Here is a 16580-nt window from a genome sequence, read left to right on the forward strand (position 1 = left end):
TTTTTTTGTGCTTCGGGTGTGGGGTGGTGTGTCTGGGCGTCAATTTGGCCTTCACACCCACCCCCAGACCGCAGGGAGGCTTCGTATCGGGGTGCGGGGGAGGGGCTGGGTGCCTCGATAGCGGGTGCATCGGCGGCGGTTGGTTGGGGCTGGGTGCACCCGATAGCGGGTGCGCCGGTGGGGGTTGGTTGGGGCGTTATCCGTGCTGTCGCACGGGTTTCTCGGAGCTGCTGTTACCCGGGTGGAGCAATGGTTGTCCGGCCGGTCAGTGTGATACGTCACAAGATCGAGTCGCCTGGGAGTGCTGGCGCGGTTCTTGAATTGGGCTTTACCGCTGGTCTCGCCATTGCGGGCCGGGGTGGGCCTGGGGAACTGGGGTGCCAGGTTAGGGCCGCCTTAGTCCGTAACCCCTCGGGACAAGAGTGTGACTCACGTCCTACACTCCCCCCATGCTTTGTGAATCGCTTCACAACCGCGACTCGTCGCTTGTGAACTATTTCACAAGCAGGTGGTGGGTCGGACACGGGCCGTAAGGGCGCCCTGACCCTCGGCGGTGTGACCCAGCTCCCTTAGGGTGCGCAACCGAGAACTCGGACCACCACCCGAGAACAACCCGCAGCGGCGCGGAAAGGATGGCGAAGACCCCGTGCTGATGGTGCCCGTGCTGGCGCAGGCCGATCCCGGACCGGCGGCGCCCGGACTGAACGTGTATCTGCCGCTCGTTCTGCTTTTCGTGCTCGCGGCGGGGTTCGCCGTGTTCTCCGTGCTGTTGGGGCCGCTCGTCGGGCCGAAGCGGTACAACCGCGCGAAGACCGCGGCGTACGAGTGCGGCATCGAACCGTCGCCGCAGCCGCTGGTCGGCGGCGGCCGGATGCCGGTGGCCTACTACATCACGGCCATGCTCTTCATCCTGTTCGACATCGAGATGGTGTTCCTCTACCCGTTCGCGGTGAACGCCAACGCCCTCGGTGTCTTCGGCCTGGTGGAGATCGTGCTGTTCATCGTGACGGTCGGGTTCGCGTACGCCTACGTGTGGCGGCGCGGCGGCCTGGATTGGAACTGAACCCATGGGCCTGGAAGAAAAACTCCCCAACGGCATCCTGCTGGCCAGCCTCGAGGGACTGGTCAACTGGGCACGCAAGAACTCGCTGTGGCCGGCGACCTTCGGGCTCGCCTGCTGCGCGTTCGAGATGATGTCGGTCGGCGGTTCGCGCTACGACATCGCGCGCTTCGGCATGGAGCGGTTCTCCGCGACCCCGCGCCAGGCCGACTTGATGATCGTGGCCGGCCGGGTCACCCAGAAGATGGCCCCGGTGCTGCGCCAGATCTACGACCAGATGGCCGAGCCCAAGTGGGTTCTCTCGATGGGCGTCTGCGCCTCGTCCGGCGGGATGTTCAACAACTACGCCGTCGTGCAGGGCGTCGACCACATCGTGCCGGTCGACATGTACCTGCCCGGTTGCCCGCCGCGGCCGGAGATGCTGCTCGACGCGATCCTCAAGCTGCACGCCAAGATCCAGGACGAGCCGATCAACGCCCGCCGCGCCGCGATTCGCGCGGCCAGCGGGGCACGTACCGAGCTGATCCCGTCCTCGATCAAGTACGCGAAGAAGTGAGCACCGGTGCCTGAGAACCCCGAAGAGACTCCCGAAACCGGCGGCCCGCAGTCCAGCGCGGAGCGGCCCGAAGCAGGCCTCGAAGCGCACGGGCCCGGAGCGGCCGAACCGGTCGTCGCCGGGCGCGAGCGCAAGGGCATGTTCGGTGTCCGCGGCAGCGGGGACACCTCCGGCTACGGCGGCCTGCGGCTGCCGGCGTACAGCCCGCCGCCCGCCGAGCGCCCGTACGGCGGCTGGTTCGACGAGTTCGCCGACGAGTTCATGGCGGCGTTGGCGGACAACAAGATCCCGCCGTCGGCGATCCTCCAGACCACTGTGGACCGCGGCGAGATCACCTTCTACGTCAGCCGCGAGCACCTCGCCGACATCGCGAAGGTGCTGCGCAACGACCCGGGCTTGCGGTTCGAGATGCTGCTGGCGGTCACCGGCGTCGACTACGGCGTGGACGTCCCGCAGCGGATGCACACGGTCTACGACTTCCTGTCGATGACCTACCGCCGCCGGATCCGGCTCGAGATCACCATGGACATGGACGACCTGCACGTCCCGTCCCTGGTTCCGGCCTACGCGACGGCGGACTGGCACGAGCGCGAGGCCTACGACATGTTCGGCATCGTCTTCGACGGCCACCCCGGGCTGACCCGCATCTTCATGCCGGACGACTGGGACGGCTTCCCCCAGCGCAAGGACTACCCGCTCGGCGGGATCCCGGTCGAATACAAGGGCGCGGAAATCCCGCCGCCGGACCAGCGGAGGTCGTACTCGTGACCATCAACGACGAAGCGACGGAAGCCGAGTACGCCGAAGTCCGCGACACCACCGAAGGCCCCGTCTACCACGTCTCCGGCGGGGACTGGGACGAAGTTCTCGGCGACGCCCAGCACGACGACCGCATGGTCATCAACATGGGCCCGCAGCACCCGTCCACGCACGGCGTGCTCCGGCTCGTGCTGGAGCTGGAAGGCGAGACGGTCACGCAGCTGCGCGCGGTCGTCGGCTACCTGCACACCGGCATCGAGAAGAGCGCGGAGTTCCGCAACTGGACCCAGGGCGTCACCTTCGTGACGCGCGCGGACTACCTCGCGCCGCTGTCGAACGAGATGGCCTACTGTCTCGCCGTCGAGAAGCTGCTCGGCATCAAGGCTCCGCCGCGCGCGGAGATCCTGCGGGTGCTTCTCCTCGAGCTCAACCGGATCACCTCGCACCTGGTGTTCATCGCGACCGGCGGCATGGACCTCGGCGCCACCACCGCGATGACGCTCGGCTTCCGCGAGCGCGAAGAAGCCATGCACCTGCTGGAGTACCTGACCGGCCTGCGGATGAACCACGCGTTCATCCGGCCCGGCGGGCTCGCGCAGGACCTGCCGGAGGACTGGGCCGAGAAGGTCCTCGACTTCTGCAAGATCATGGACAAGCGGCTTCCGTTGTACGACAAGATGTTCACCGGCCAGCCGATCTGGCGCAACCGGCTCAAGGACGTCGGCGTGCTGCCGCTCGACGCGTGCCTCGAACTCGGCGTCACCGGCCCGGTGTTGCGCGCCGCGGGCCTGCCGTGGGACCTGCGCAAGACCGAGCCGTACTCGCGCTACGACGAACTCGAGTTCGACATCCCGACCTCGACCGACGCGGACAGCTGGGCGCGGTATCTGCTGCGGCTGGAGGAAATCCACCAGAGCCTGCGGATCATGAAGCAGGTCGCGAAGATGGCCGAGCCGGGCCCGGTCATGGTGGAGGACAAGAAGATCGCCTGGCCGGCGCAGCTGTCCATCGGCAGCGACGGCATGGGCAACTCGCTCGGCCACGTCAAGAAGATCATGGGCCAGTCGATGGAATCCCTGATCCACCACTTCAAGCTCGTCACCGAGGGCTTCCACGTGCCGCCGGGCCAGGTCTACGCGCCGGTCGAATCGCCGCGCGGCGAGATCGGCGCGCACCTGGTGTCCGACGGCGGCACCCGCCCGCTGCGCGTGCACCTTCGGGAGCCGAGTTTCGTGAACATGCAGGCGATGCCCGCGATGGCCGAGGGCGGCCTGGTCGCCGACCTGGTCGTCGTGATCGCCTCGATCGACCCGGTTCTGGGGGGAGTTGACCGATGACGAACCCGACCGCAGTCCCGGAGCCGGGTCCGCACGACGCGACGAAGACGTACGCCGCGGCGGGCTCGGACACCGACGTCGCGGCGATCGCGCCCGACCCGGCCGTCGCCGAGGGGATCCTCGCCGACGCGCCCGCCGTGGACGTCTTCGACGCGGACACGCACCGCGAGGCGAAGGAAATCATCGCCCGCTACCCGATGTCGCGGTCGGCGCTGCTGCCGATGCTGCACCTCGTGCAGTCGGTGCAGGGCTACGTGAGCCAGGAGGGCATCGCCTTCTGCGCGCAGCACCTCGACCTGACCGACGCCGAGGTCAGCGCGGTCGCGACGTTCTACACCATGTACAAGCGCCGCCCGTGCGGCGAGCACCTGGTGAGCGTCTGCACCAACACGCTGTGCGCGGCGCTGGGCGGCGACGACATCTACAAGAAGCTCCAGACGCACCTCGGTTCCGCCGAAAAGCCCTTGGGGCACGAGGAAACCGCGGGCACTCCGGGCGAACAAGGCTCGATCACCTTGGAGCACGCGGAATGTCTCGCCGCGTGCGACCTCGGGCCGGTGCTCCAGGTCAACTACGAGTACTTCGACAACCAGACGCCGGAGCAGGCGGTCGCGCTCGTCGATGCGTTGCAGGCAGGCAAAAAGCCAGCCCCGACGCGCGGTGCGGCGCTGACTGACTTCAAGGGCGCGGAGCGGCAGCTCGCCGGGTTCTGGCCGGAGGACGAGGCCGCTTACCGCAGTGCGGTGGACGGTCCGTCGCAGGCGGTCGAGACCCTGCGCGGCGCGCAAATCGCGGCCGACCGCGGCTGGTCCGCCCCCGGCGCGCAGGATGTTCCGCTTCCCGAAGTGGAGAAGAAGTAATGGCAGATCCCATCACTCCGGTTCTCACGAAGCGCTGGCTGTCCCCGGAATCCTGGCGCATCGAGACCTACGAAGCGCTTGAGGGCTACACCGCGGCGCGCAAGGCATTGGCCGCGACGCCCGAGCAGCTCGTGCAGGTGGTCAAGGACTCCGGCCTGCGCGGCCGTGGCGGCGCGGGCTTCCCGGCGGGCGTGAAGTGGTCGTTCATGCCGCCCAACGAGGACAAGCCGCATTACCTGGTGATCAACGCCGACGAGGGCGAACCCGGTACCTGCAAAGACATTCCGCTGATGATGGCGGACCCGCATTCGCTGATCGAGGGCTGCATCATCGCCTCGTACGCGATGCGGTCGCACCACTGCTTCATCTACGTCCGGGGCGAGGCGCTGCACTGCATCCGCCGGCTCAACGCGGCCGCGCGCGAGGCGTACGCGAAGGGCTACCTCGGCAAGAACATCTTCGGCAGCGGCTGGGACCTTGAGCTGACTGTGCACGCCGGGGCCGGCGCGTACATCTGCGGCGAGGAAACGGCACTGCTGGACTCGCTCGAAGGCCGCCGCGGCCAGCCCCGGCTCAAGCCGCCGTTCCCCGCCGCCGCCGGCCTGTACGCCGCGCCGACGACGGTGAACAACGTCGAGACCATCGCGAGCGCGTCGTACATCATCAACGCCGGTTCGTCGTGGTTCCGCGAGATGGGCCGCGAGAAGTCGCCTGGTCCGAAGATCTACTCGATCTCCGGTCACGTCGAGAAGCCCGGCCAGTACGAATGCCCGCTCGGCACCACGCTGCGCGAGCTGCTGGAGCTGGCGGGCGGCATGAAGGACGGCATCCCGCTCAAGTTCTGGACGCCGGGCGGTTCGTCGACGCCGATGTTCACCGCCGAACACCTCGACGTCCCGCTCGACTTCGAGGGCGCGGCCGAGGCCGGTTCGATGCTCGGCACCACCGCGGTCCAGGTCTTCAACGAGACCGTTTCGGTGCCGTGGGCGGTCATGAAGTGGACGCAGTTCTACGAGCACGAGTCCTGCGGCAAGTGCACGCCGTGCCGCGAGGGCACGTACTGGCTGGCGCAGATCCTCGAGCGGATGGTCGAGGGGCACGGCACCGAAGAGGACATCGACACTCTCTTGGACGTGTGCGACAACATCTTCGGCCGCTCGTTCTGCGCGCTCGGCGACGGCGCGGTGTCGCCGATCCAGAGCGGCATCAAGTACTTCCGGGACGAGTTCCTGGCCCTGTGTGAAAGCGCTAAGCGAGAACTGGTGGGAGCGCAGGCATGACGATCGCGCCCGACAAGCCCGAAACGGCTGAGACGCCGGTCCCCGAGGGCCACGTCAAGCTGACCATCGACGGCGAAGAGGTCATCGCGCCCAAGGGCGAGTTGCTGATCCGCACCGCCGAGCGGCTCGGCACGAGCATCCCGCGGTTTTGCGATCACCCGCTGCTCGACCCGGCGGGGGCGTGCCGCCAGTGCCTGGTCGAGGTCGAAATGGGCGGCCGTCCGATGCCGAAGCCGCAGGCCTCGTGCACGATGACGGTCGCCGACGGCATGGTGGTCAAGACCCAGCTCACCTCGCCGGTCGCGGACAAGGCGCAGCAGGGCGTGATGGAGCTGCTGCTCATCAACCACCCGCTGGACTGCCCGATCTGCGACAAGGGCGGCGAGTGCCCGCTGCAGAACCAGGCGCTCGCGCACGGCCGCGCGGAATCGCGGTTCGTCGACACGAAGCGCACGTTCCCGAAGCCGCTGCCGATCTCGTCGCAGGTGCTGCTCGACCGGGAACGCTGCGTGCTGTGCCAGCGCTGCACCCGGTTCTCCGACCAGGTGGCCGGCGACCCGTTCATCGCGCTGCTCGAACGCGGCGCGCACCAGCAGATCGGCACCGCGGAAACCGCCGATGTGCTGGACCTCGCCTCCCGGACCACGGGCGGCGAGCCGTTCCAGAGCTACTTCTCCGGCAACGTGATCCAGATCTGCCCGGTCGGCGCGCTCACCAGCGCGGCGTACCGGTTCCGGTCGCGGCCGTTCGATCTGGTTTCGTCGCCGAGCGTGTGCGAGCACTGCTCGTCCGGCTGCGCCGAGCGCACCGACTTCCGGCGCGGCAAGGTCCAGCGCAAGCTGGCCGGCGACGACCCGGAGGTGAACGAGGAATGGCTGTGCGACAAGGGCCGCTTCGCGTTCCGCTACGTGCAGGCCGGTGACCGGATCCGCCGTCCGCTCGTCCGCAACGAGAACGGCGAGCTGGAGGAAGCGTCCTGGACCGACGCGCTCCGGATCGCCTCGGCCGGGCTGCTGAAGGCCCGCGAGGGCAAGGGCGCAGCGGTGCTCACCGGCGGCCGGCTGACCGTCGAGGACGCCTACGCGTACTCGAAGTTCGCCCGGATCGCCTTGCGCACCAACGACATCGACTTCCGCACTCGCGCGCACTCGGACGAGGAGCTGGCGTTCCTCGGCTCGACTGTCGTGGGCACCACGCCGGAGACCGGCGTGACGTTCGGCGACCTCGAGCAGGCCAAGACGGTGCTGTGCGTGGCGTTCGAGCCCGAGGACGAAGCGCCGATCGTGTTCCTGCGGCTGCGCAAGGCGGCCCGCAAGAACCGCACCCGCGTTGTCCACTTGGGACAGTGGACGACCTCCTCGGTGCGCAAGACCTTCGGCGAACTGCTGGCCTGCGTTCCCGGCGGCGAAGCGGCCGCGGTGGACGGCATCGCGCAGCACGCGGCCGACGTCGACACGGCGCTCAGCGGCGAAGGCGCGGTGATCCTGGTCGGCGAACGGGCCGCGGAAATCCCTGGTCTGTTCTCCGCGCTGCTGCGGCTCACCGCTCGCACCGGAGCCCGGCTGGCGTGGATCCCGCGCCGCGCGGGCGACCGGGGTGCACTCGAAACCGGTTGTGTCCCAACGCTTCTGCCCGGCGGCCGCTCGGTCGCCGACGACGCGGCTCGCGCCGAGGTCGGCAAGCAGTGGGGCGCCGAGCTTCCGGCCGAGCCGGGCCGCGACGTCACCGGAATCCTCCAGGCCGCTTCCGGCGGACAACTGGACGCGCTGGTGGTCGGCGGCGTCGACCCGAACGACCTGCCGGACCCGGACCTGGCCCGCCGCGCGCTGGACAACGTCGGGTTCGTAGTCAGCCTGGAACTGCGGGCGAGCGAGGTCATCGAACGGGCCGACGTGGTCCTGCCGATCGCCCCGGCGGTCGAGAAGTCCGGCAGCTACCTCAACTGGGAAGGCCGCCGCCGCGACTTCGACATCACGCTGGAGGGCACCGGCTCCCTGTCCGACGGCCGGGTGCTCGACACCCTCGCCGTCGAGATGGACGCCGACCTGTTCACCCAGACCCCGGCCGCCGCGGCCGCCGATTTCGCTCGCCTCGGCAACCGCCCCAATGTGGCATTGGGTGCATCCCACGCACCCAATGTGGCGTTCGGGGCATCTGACGCACCCAATGCCACATTGGGGCGCTCTGAGCCGGGCGAGGGCCAGGCAGTGCTCGCCACCTGGCGGCAGCTGATCGACAACGGCTCGCTGCAGGACGACGAACCGCACCTCAAGGGCACCCAGCGGCCGCCGGTCGCGCGGCTTTCGGCCAAGACCGCCGAAGGACTCGGCGCGACGGTCCGGGTGTCGAACGAGCGCGGGTCGATCACCCTGCCGGTCGAGGTCGCCGACCTGCCGGACGGCGTGGTGTGGCTGCCCGGCAACTCCGACGGCTCGGCCGTCCGCGCCGCACTCGCCGCCGGACACGGCGCGCTCGTGCAGATCTCCGGAGGTGACCAGTGAGCCCGCAGCTCACGCAGTTCCTCGCCGAGTACCCGGACGCGGCCGAACGCGCCCGGCTGCTCGCCGACGACCCGTGGTGGCTCGTCCTGATCAAGGCGGTCGTGGTCCTGCTGATCGGGCCGGTCCTGACGATCTTCCTGATCGTGTGGGAGCGCAAGGCGATCGGCCGGATGCAGAACCGGCCCGGCCCCAACCGGGTCGGCCCCGGCGGTTACCTGCAGTCGCTCGCCGACGCGGTCAAGCTCCCGTTCAAGGAGCAGATCATCCCGGACACCGCCGACCGCAAGGTGTACTTCCTCGCGCCGGTGCTGTCCGCGGTCCCCGCGCTGATCGCGCTGTCGGCCATCCCGTTCGGCCCGGTCGTCTCGATCTTCGGGCACCGCACGGTGCTGCAGCTGATGGACCTCCCAGTCGGCGTGCTGGTGATCCTCGCCTGTTCGTCGGTCGGCGTGTACGGCATCGTGCTGGCGGGCTGGGCTTCCGGTTCTCCGTACCCGCTCTTCGGCGGCATGCGCTCGGCGGCGCAGGTGATCTCCTACGAGATCGCGATGGGCCTCTCGATCGTCGCGGTGATCCTGTACTCCGGATCGCTGCAGACCTCGGAAATCGTGCAGGCGCAGACGCACGGCTGGTACTTCTACATGCTCATCCCGAGCTTCGTGATCTACGTGATCTCGATGGTCGGCGAGACGAACCGCGCGCCGTTCGACCTTCCCGAGGCCGAATCCGAGCTGGTCGGCGGGTTCCACACCGAGTACAGCTCGATGAAGTTCGCGATGTTCTTCCTCGCCGAGTACGTCAACATGGTGATCGTCTCGGCGTTCTGCACCACGCTGTTCCTCGGCGGCTGGCGGTTCCCGTTCGTCGGCGACGATTCGGCGCTGAACCAGAACTGGTGGCCGATCCTCTGGTTCTTCGCCAAGACCTTCATCCTGCTGTTCGGCTTCATCTGGCTGCGCGGCACGCTGCCCCGGCTGCGGTACGACCAGTTCATGCGGCTGGGCTGGAAGGTCCTGGTCCCGGTGAACCTGGTGTGGATCGTGGTCGTGGTCGCGATCAAGACGATCCAGTGGAGCTGGCCGCAGATCCTCGTCGGCGTCGGCATCGTGCTGGTGGTGCTCGTGCTGCTGAGCCTCGCGCTGCCGGACAAGAAGGTGCCCGAATCGGATTACGTGGACCTGGCCGGAAGCGGCTACCCGCTGCCGCCGCTGGACCTGCGGGTCCCGGACGCGACGCCGCGGCAGAAGGCGCTGGCCAAGGCGGAGGCGAAGGCCGCGCGGCGCAAGCCGGCCGGCGTCACCGCGGCGGCCGCACAGGAAGGAACAGAAGATGGCGGCAACTGACTTCCTCAATCCCATCAAGGGATTCGGCGTCACCTTCGGGATGATGTTCAAGAAGGTCGCGACCGAGGAGTACCCCGAGGCGGGCGCACCGGCCGCGCCGCGTTACCACGGCCGCCACCAGCTCAACCGGCATCCGGACGGGCTGGAGAAGTGCGTCGGCTGCGAGCTGTGCGCGTGGGCGTGCCCGGCGGACGCGATCTTCGTCGAGGGCGGCAACAACACCGACGAAGAGCGGTACTCGCCGGGCGAGCGCTACGGCGCGGACTACCAGATCAACTACCTGCGCTGCATCGGCTGCGGCCTGTGCATCGAGGCGTGCCCGACCCGGTCGCTCACCATGACCAACTTCTACGAGCTCGCCGACGACGACCGGCAGCGGCTCATCTACACCAAGGAAGACCTGCTCGCCCCGCTGCTGCCGGGCATGGAGCAGCCGCCGCACCCGATGCGGCTCGGCGACAACGAGCAGGACTACTACGTGAACGGTCCCGAGCTGGCCGCGAACGCGCAGCAGCAGGAGGCGAAGAAGTGATCGCCGCCCTTCTCGCGCAGGCGCCGGCGTCCGGCGTCGACGCGTCCGTGACGACCGGCGAGGCCATCGCGTTCTGGATCCTCGGCCCGCTCTCGCTGCTGGGCGCGCTCGGGATGATCTTCTCCCGCAACGCCGTGCACTCGGCGCTGTGGCTGGTGCTCACGATGCTGACGCTGGGCGCGCTGTACATGACGCAGTCCGCGCCGTTCCTCGGGTTCACCCAGATCATCGTCTACACCGGCGCGATCATGATGCTGTTCCTGTTCGTGCTGATGCTGGTCGGCCGGGACAGCTCGGACTCGGTGGTCGAAGTCCTTCGCGGGCAACGGCTCGCCGCGTCGGTGCTCGGCATCGGGCTCGCCGCGCTGATCGCCGCGGGCGTGTTCCGCGCGATGGTGAACGTGACCCCGGCCAAACCGCTCGACCCGTACCAGCAGACCGGCGGCGGCCCCGGCGGCCTCGGGCGGCTGATCTTCACCCAGTACCTGTTCCCGTTCGAGCTCACCTCGGCGCTGCTGATCACCGCCGCGCTCGGCGCGATGGTGCTGGCCTTCACCGGCCGCAGCGGCAAGAGCAAGCTCTCCCAGCGCGAACTGGTCAAGCTGCGCTTCCAGGGCCAGCACGACCGCCCGTCGCCGCTGCCCGGCCCCGGCGTGTTCGCCACCGCCAGCTCGGTCTCGACCCCGGCGCTGCTGCCGGACGGTTCGGTCGCGCCGGAATCGCTGTCGGAGATCATCGAGTCCACCTCGGCGATCCGGCTCATGCGCGAGCGCAAGCTCATCGCGGACGAGGGCCCCAAGCCCGACGCGCACGCACTGGTCGGCGGAGCCGAAAAGGCCGCGCCCGCCGAGGAAGAAGAAGGGGAAGGAAAGTGACCCCGAGCTACTACCTGCTGCTGTCCGCGCTGCTGTTCTGCATCGGCGCGGTGGGCGTGCTGGTCCGCCGCAACGCGATCGTCGTGTTCATGTGCATCGAGCTGATGCTGAACGCGGTGAACCTGACCCTGGTCACCTTCGCCCGCATCAACGGCGGGCTGCACGGCCAGGTGATGGCGTTCTTCGTGATGGTCGTCGCGGCCGCCGAGGTCGTGGTGGGGCTGGCGATCATCATGGCGATCTTCCGCACCCGCCGCTCGGCCTCGGTCGACGACACGAACCTGCTGAAGTACTGAGGGAGACGACCGAGTGACCGCATCATCGTGGCTGCTGGTGGCCCTTCCCGCCCTCGGCGCCCTGGTTCTGCTGCTATCCGGCAAACGCGCGAAAGCATGGGGGCACCTGCTCGGCTGTGCCACCGTCACGCTCGCCTTCGTGTACGCCGTGATCCTGTTCTTCTCCACCGACAGCCACACGGTCACCGACACCAAGGTCTACTCCTGGATCCCGGTGACCCAGCTGCAAGTGGACTTCGGGCTGCGCATCGACGCGCTGTCGCTGACGTTCGTGCTGCTGATCACCGGCGTCGGCATGCTGATCCACTTCTATTCGATCGGCTACATGGCCGACGACGAGGGCCGGTACCGGTTCTTCGCGTACCTGAACCTGTTCGTCGCCTCGATGCTGATCCTGGTGCTGGGCAACAGCTTCGTGACGCTGTACCTCGGCTGGGAGGGCGTGGGTCTCGCCTCGTACCTGCTGATCGGCTGGTATCAGAACCGCCCGTCCGCGGCGACCGCGGCGAAGAAGGCGTTCCTGATGAACCGCGTCGGCGACGTCGGGCTCGCGCTGGCGATCTTCCTGATGTTCAAGTACGTCGGGTCGACCGGCTACGCGCAGGTCTTCGAGGGCGTGGCGCAGGGCAAGATCCCGCCGGGCGCGATCACCGCCATCGCGATCCTGCTGCTGCTGGGCGCCTGCGGTAAGTCCGGCCAGTTCCCGCTGCAGGCGTGGCTGCCGGACGCGATGGAAGGCCCGACCCCAGTGTCGGCGCTCATCCACGCGGCGACGATGGTCACCGCGGGCGTGTACCTGGTGGCTCGCTCCAACGTCATCTTCACCGCGACACCGGACGGACGGCTGGTGGTCACGCTCGTCGGCGCGGTCACGCTGCTGCTCGGGTGCGTCGTCGGCTGTGCCTACGACGACATCAAGAAGGTGCTCGCGTACTCGACGGTCAGCCAGATCGGCTACATGATGCTGGCGGTCGGCCTCGGGCCGGGCATTTACGCGCTCGGCATCATGCACCTGGTGGCGCACGGCTTCTTCAAGGCCGGGCTGTTCCTCGGGGCCGGTTCGGTCATGCACGGCATGAACGACGAGGTCGACATGCGCAAGTTCGGCGGCCTGGCCAAGAAGATGCCGATCACCTTCGTCACCTTCGGCCTCGGCTACCTGGCGATCATCGGCTTCCCGTTCCTCACCGGGTACTACACGAAGGACGCGATCATCGAGGCGGCGTTCGGCCAGGAAGGCTGGCGTGGCTGGGCTTTCGGCCTCGCGACGGTGATCGGCGCCGGGCTGACGGCGTTCTACATGACGCGGCTGATGATGCTGACCTTCTTCGGCAAGCAGCGCTGGAAGGACATCAAGAGCAGCGACGGACGCGACTTCCACCCGCACGAGTCCAAGCCGATCATGTGGGTCCCGATGGCGATCCTGGCCGTCGGCTCGGTCGGTGCCGGTGCGTTCTTCGCGCTGGGCAACCGGTTCGTGAACTGGCTGGCCCCGGTGGTCGGCGAGCACGCGGAGGCCGAGCACACTCCGATTCCTTCGTGGACGGTCCCGGCGCTCACGCTGGTGCTGGCCGCGCTCGGCGTGCTGCTGGCGGTCTGGCTGTTCCGCCCGTCGCGCGATGTTCCGGTCGAGCGGCCGGAGCGGGTGGCCTGGCCGGTCCGCGCGGCGCGCAAGGACCTGTACGGCAACGCGCTCAACGAAACCCTGGTCGCCCGTCCGGGCACCTGGCTGGCGCGGGCGCTGGTGTACGTGGACAACCGCGGCGTCGACGGCGCGGTGAACGGCCTCGCCGCGGCACTCGGCGGCGGGTCCGGGCGGCTGCGCCGGATGCAGACCGGATTCGTGCGGTCGTACGCGTTGTCCATGCTCGGCGGCACGTTCCTGCTTCTCGCGGCCCTTCTGCTGGTGAGGTTCTCCTGACATGACTTGGCTTCTGGCGCTCATCCTGCTGCCGCTGGCCGGCTCGCTGGTGCTGGCGTTCCTCAAGGGGAACGACCGGGCCGCGGTCGCCACGGCGCTCGCCGTGTCCATTGTGGAGTTCCTGCTGATCATCCCGTTCTGGGCGAGCTACTCGCCCTCGGGCGAGCGCATCCAGCAGGCCACCACGATGGACTGGATCCCGAGCTTCGGCATCCACATCTCGTTCGGCACCGACGGCATCTCGCTCATCATGATCGCGGTGATCGCGCTGCTGGTGCCGATCGTCGTGGGCGCGCTCGGGCTCACCGACAAACTGCCCGCGGGCCGCAGCGCCGGCGGGTTCCTGTCGCTGATCCTGCTGCAGGAGGCGATCACGATCGGCGTCTTCGCGGCGACCGACGTGTTCCTCTTCTACGTGCTGTTCGAGATCATGCTGATCCCGATGTACTTCCTGATCGGCGGCTACGGCGGCGCGAACCGGCAGTACGCGGCGGTGAAGTTCTTCCTGTACTCGTTCCTCGGCGGCCTGATCATGCTGGCCTCGGCGATCGGGGCGTACTCGCTGGCCTCGGACAAGCTCGGCGGCAAGGGCACGTTCGACTGGGCCACGCTGGTGACGGTGGTGCGCGACGCGCCGACCGGCACGCAGATCTGGCTGTTCCTCGGCTTCTTCCTCGCGTTCGCGATCAAGGCGCCGCTGGTCCCGTTCCACACCTGGCTGCCGGACGCCGCGGGCCAGGCCCCGATCGGCGTCGCGGTGCTGCTGGTCGGCGTGCTGGACAAGGTCGGCACGTTCGGCTTCCTGCGCTACTGCCTGCCGATGTTCCCGGAAGGGAGCAAGGCGCTCGCGCCGCTGGTGCTGATCCTGTCGGTGATCGGCGTGCTGTACGGCTCGATCCTCGCGGCCGGGCAGCGCGACATGAAGCGGTTCATCGCCTACGTGTCGATCGCCCACTTCGGGTTCATCGCGCTGGGCATCTTCACCTTCAACGAGCAGGCGATGGTCGGCTCGGTGTCGTACATGCTGAACCACAGTCTCTCCACCGGGATGCTGATCGTGGTGATCGGCCTGATCGTGATGCGCGGCGGGTCGAGCAAGATCTCGGACTACGGCGGCATGGCGAAGGTGACCCCGCTGCTCGGCGGAATGCTGTTGCTGGCCGGTCTTTCCGCGCTTTCGCTGCCGGGCACCAACTCGTTCGTCTCCGAGTTCCTGGTGCTGCTGGGGTCCTTTGTGGACCAGCCGGTGTACACGATCCTCGCGACCGTGGGCATGGTGCTCGCCGCGGCTTACGTGCTGTGGCTGTACCAGCGGATCATGCAAGGCCCGGTTCGCGGTGACGCTCTCGTGGGCGTCGGCGGGGGACCGGGCACCGCGATCGCGCCGGAACTCGGCGCTCGCAAGGCTATTACCGACCTGGGCAAACGCGAGATCGCGATTCTCGCGCCCATGGTCATCCTGATCATCGGACTGGGCTTCTACCCCAAGCCGATGCTCGACACGATCACCCCGTCGGTGCAGGCGACGCTGTCTGCCGTGCAGGGAGGCAAGTAAACCGTGCTCGACATGTTCCTGGCGCAGGCGCCGGCAGCGCCGCTGGAAGTGCCTTCGGTCGATTACGCGGCCGTGCTGCCGATGCTGATCGTCTTCGGCGTCGCGTGCATCGGCGTGCTGGTGGAGGCGTTCGCACCGAAGGCGACGCGGTGGGGGATCCAGGTCACGATCTCCCTCGTCGCGATCATCGCCGCAGGGGTTTCGCTGATCCTCTACGCGACCGGCGCTTCCGCTTCTAAGGCCGGTACGACGACGTTCTCCGGCTCGATTTCGGTGGACCGGCCGTCGCTGTTCCTGTGGGGCACGCTGTTGCTGCTCGGGCTTGGTGCGGTGTTCCTCATCGCGGACCGCAAGGTTGAGCCTGGCGGCGCGTTCGTGGCACACGCGGCGATTCGGCCGGGGACGGTGCAGGATCGGGCGCAGGCTGCTACTACGTCGCAGACTGAGGTCTTTCCGCTGACGCTCTTCGCGCTCGGCGGGATGATGACGTTCTGCGCGGCGAATGATCTTTTGACGATGTTCATCGCGCTGGAAGTGCTTTCGCTGCCGCTGTATCTGATGTGCGGGCTTGCTCGTCGGCGTCGGCTGATCTCGCAGGAAGCCGCGGTTAAGTACTTCCTGCTGGGGGCGTTCTCGTCGGCGTTCTTCCTGTACGGGCTGGCGTTGCTGTACGGCTACGCGGACTCGGTGAAGCTGGCCGACATCGCGCACGCTGCTGCTGGTTCTGACCGTTCGGACACGTTGTTGTTCGCTGGTCTTGGCTTGCTGGTGGTGGGTCTGCTGTTCAAGGGGTCGGTTGGGCCGTTCCACACCTGGACGCCGGACGTCTACCAGGGTGCGCCTACTCCGGTTACCGGGTTTATGGCTGCTTGTACGAAGGTTGCCGCGTTCGGGGCGATTCTTCGGGTGCTCAGCGTCGGGTTTTCCTCGACCAGCTGGGAGTGGCGCGGGGTTATGTGGGCCGTGGCCATTATTTCGATGGCGCTCGGGGCGATCTTGGGTCTGACGCAGACTGACGTTAAGCGGATGATCGCTTATTCGTCGGTGGCGCATGCCGGGTTCTTGCTTGTCGGTGCTATTGCGATGACCGAGGACGGGTTGTCGGGCACGCTGTTCTATCTGCTGGCGTATGGGTTTACTACGTTGGCTGCGTTTGGGGTGGTTTCCCTGGTTCGGGATTCCAGCGGGGAGGCTACGCATCTTTCCGCTTGGGCTGGGTTGGCTAAGCGGTCGCCGTTGCTTGCCGGGGTGTTTACGTTCCTGTTGCTGGCGTTGGCGGGGATTCCGTTGACCAGTGGGTTTGTCGGGAAGTTCGTGGTGTTTTCGGCGGCGTTGTCGGATGGGATGGCGCCGTTGGTTGTCGTTGCGCTGGTGTTTAGTGCGGTGGCTGCGTTCTTCTATCTGCGGGTCATTGTGTTGATGTACTTCTCTGAGCCTGCTGCTGATGGGCCTACGGTGACTGTGCCGGGTGGGTTTACTACTGCGGCTATTGCGTTGGGTGTTGTGGTTACGTTGGTGTTGGGGGTTCTTCCGGCGTTCGCGTTGGATTGGGCTGGGGCTGGGGGGTTTGCTTCCTAGCTGGGCTTGGGCGGCTCGTCGCCTGGCGGCGACATTGCGTCCGGTGGTGAGGCTTGGCACCCCGATTTTTTAGTGTGACTACGGCGCGGGGGGTGGTGTGGAGGGGGGTGGGAGGAATTGGGGACAA

The 16580-nt window shown here is 67.7% G+C and carries 14 protein-coding genes; all 14 read left to right on the forward strand.

The genetic code is table 11. From position 1 onward, the window contains the following. The first annotated feature begins 652 nt into the window (after positions 1 to 652). The 14 genes from ACFXI3_RS44570 to nuoN are packed head-to-tail and all read left to right on the forward strand — an operon-like array spanning position 653 to position 16453. Positions 653 to 1063, forward strand: coding sequence for an NADH-quinone oxidoreductase subunit A (locus tag ACFXI3_RS44570; RefSeq protein WP_037818926.1), 411 nt, complete (start codon positions 653 to 655; stop codon positions 1061 to 1063). A gap of 4 nt (positions 1064 to 1067) precedes the next feature. Further along, positions 1068 to 1616, forward strand: a complete 549-nt coding sequence (locus ACFXI3_RS44575) for an NADH-quinone oxidoreductase subunit B family protein (RefSeq protein WP_009072052.1) — start codon at positions 1068 to 1070, stop codon at positions 1614 to 1616. 6 nt (positions 1617 to 1622) lie between these two features. After that, positions 1623 to 2384, forward strand: a complete 762-nt coding sequence (locus tag ACFXI3_RS44580; protein ID WP_378408102.1) for an NADH-quinone oxidoreductase subunit C — start codon at positions 1623 to 1625, stop codon at positions 2382 to 2384. Then, a complete protein-coding gene (locus tag ACFXI3_RS44585; protein ID WP_344288270.1) occupies positions 2381 to 3712 on the forward strand; it encodes an NADH-quinone oxidoreductase subunit D in 1332 nt (443 codons plus the stop codon). Before ACFXI3_RS44580 ends, ACFXI3_RS44585 begins: the two co-directional genes overlap by 4 nt. Then, positions 3709 to 4572: an NADH-quinone oxidoreductase subunit NuoE gene (gene nuoE, locus ACFXI3_RS44590; protein ID WP_378408104.1), complete on the forward strand. Its 864-nt coding sequence runs from the start codon at positions 3709 to 3711 to the stop codon at positions 4570 to 4572. Before ACFXI3_RS44585 ends, nuoE begins: the two co-directional genes overlap by 4 nt. Then, complete coding sequence (gene nuoF / locus ACFXI3_RS44595) at positions 4572 to 5852, forward strand: NADH-quinone oxidoreductase subunit NuoF (protein WP_378408106.1); 1281 nt, start codon at positions 4572 to 4574, stop codon at positions 5850 to 5852. The genes nuoE and nuoF overlap by 1 nt, the downstream gene beginning before the upstream one ends. After that, positions 5849 to 8353, forward strand: a complete 2505-nt coding sequence (locus ACFXI3_RS44600; protein WP_378408108.1) for an NADH-quinone oxidoreductase subunit G — start codon at positions 5849 to 5851, stop codon at positions 8351 to 8353. The genes nuoF and ACFXI3_RS44600 overlap by 4 nt, the downstream gene beginning before the upstream one ends. Then, the gene (gene nuoH / locus ACFXI3_RS44605) at positions 8350 to 9696 is read left to right on the forward strand and encodes an NADH-quinone oxidoreductase subunit NuoH (protein WP_344288277.1); all 1347 of its coding nucleotides are present in this window, start codon (positions 8350 to 8352) and stop codon (positions 9694 to 9696) included. Before ACFXI3_RS44600 ends, nuoH begins: the two co-directional genes overlap by 4 nt. Continuing rightward, positions 9683 to 10228 carry an NADH-quinone oxidoreductase subunit NuoI gene (gene nuoI, locus ACFXI3_RS44610; protein WP_182890363.1) on the forward strand — a complete coding sequence of 182 codons (546 nt, stop codon included), beginning with the start codon at positions 9683 to 9685 and terminating at the stop codon, positions 10226 to 10228. The genes nuoH and nuoI overlap by 14 nt, the downstream gene beginning before the upstream one ends. Beyond that, complete coding sequence (locus ACFXI3_RS44615; RefSeq protein WP_344288280.1) at positions 10225 to 11103, forward strand: NADH-quinone oxidoreductase subunit J; 879 nt, start codon at positions 10225 to 10227, stop codon at positions 11101 to 11103. Before nuoI ends, ACFXI3_RS44615 begins: the two co-directional genes overlap by 4 nt. Next, positions 11100 to 11399 carry an NADH-quinone oxidoreductase subunit NuoK gene (gene nuoK, locus ACFXI3_RS44620; RefSeq protein ID WP_033291119.1) on the forward strand — a complete coding sequence of 100 codons (300 nt, stop codon included), beginning with the start codon at positions 11100 to 11102 and terminating at the stop codon, positions 11397 to 11399. Before ACFXI3_RS44615 ends, nuoK begins: the two co-directional genes overlap by 4 nt. A gap of 13 nt (positions 11400 to 11412) precedes the next feature. Beyond that, positions 11413 to 13320, forward strand: coding sequence for an NADH-quinone oxidoreductase subunit L (gene nuoL, locus ACFXI3_RS44625; protein WP_378408111.1), 1908 nt, complete (start codon positions 11413 to 11415; stop codon positions 13318 to 13320). Position 13321: 1 nt separating this feature from the next. Then, positions 13322 to 14875, forward strand: coding sequence for an NADH-quinone oxidoreductase subunit M (locus ACFXI3_RS44630; RefSeq protein ID WP_344288285.1), 1554 nt, complete (start codon positions 13322 to 13324; stop codon positions 14873 to 14875). Positions 14876 to 14887: 12 nt separating this feature from the next. Further along, on the forward strand, positions 14888 to 16453 hold the full coding sequence (gene nuoN / locus ACFXI3_RS44635) for an NADH-quinone oxidoreductase subunit NuoN (protein ID WP_378408113.1): 1566 nt from the start codon (positions 14888 to 14890) through the stop codon (positions 16451 to 16453). Positions 16454 to 16580 lie beyond the last annotated feature (127 nt).

The organism is Amycolatopsis sp. NPDC059235 (genome assembly GCF_042754125.1).
Classification (GTDB): Bacteria; Actinomycetota; Actinomycetes; order Mycobacteriales; family Pseudonocardiaceae; genus Amycolatopsis; species Amycolatopsis albidoflava.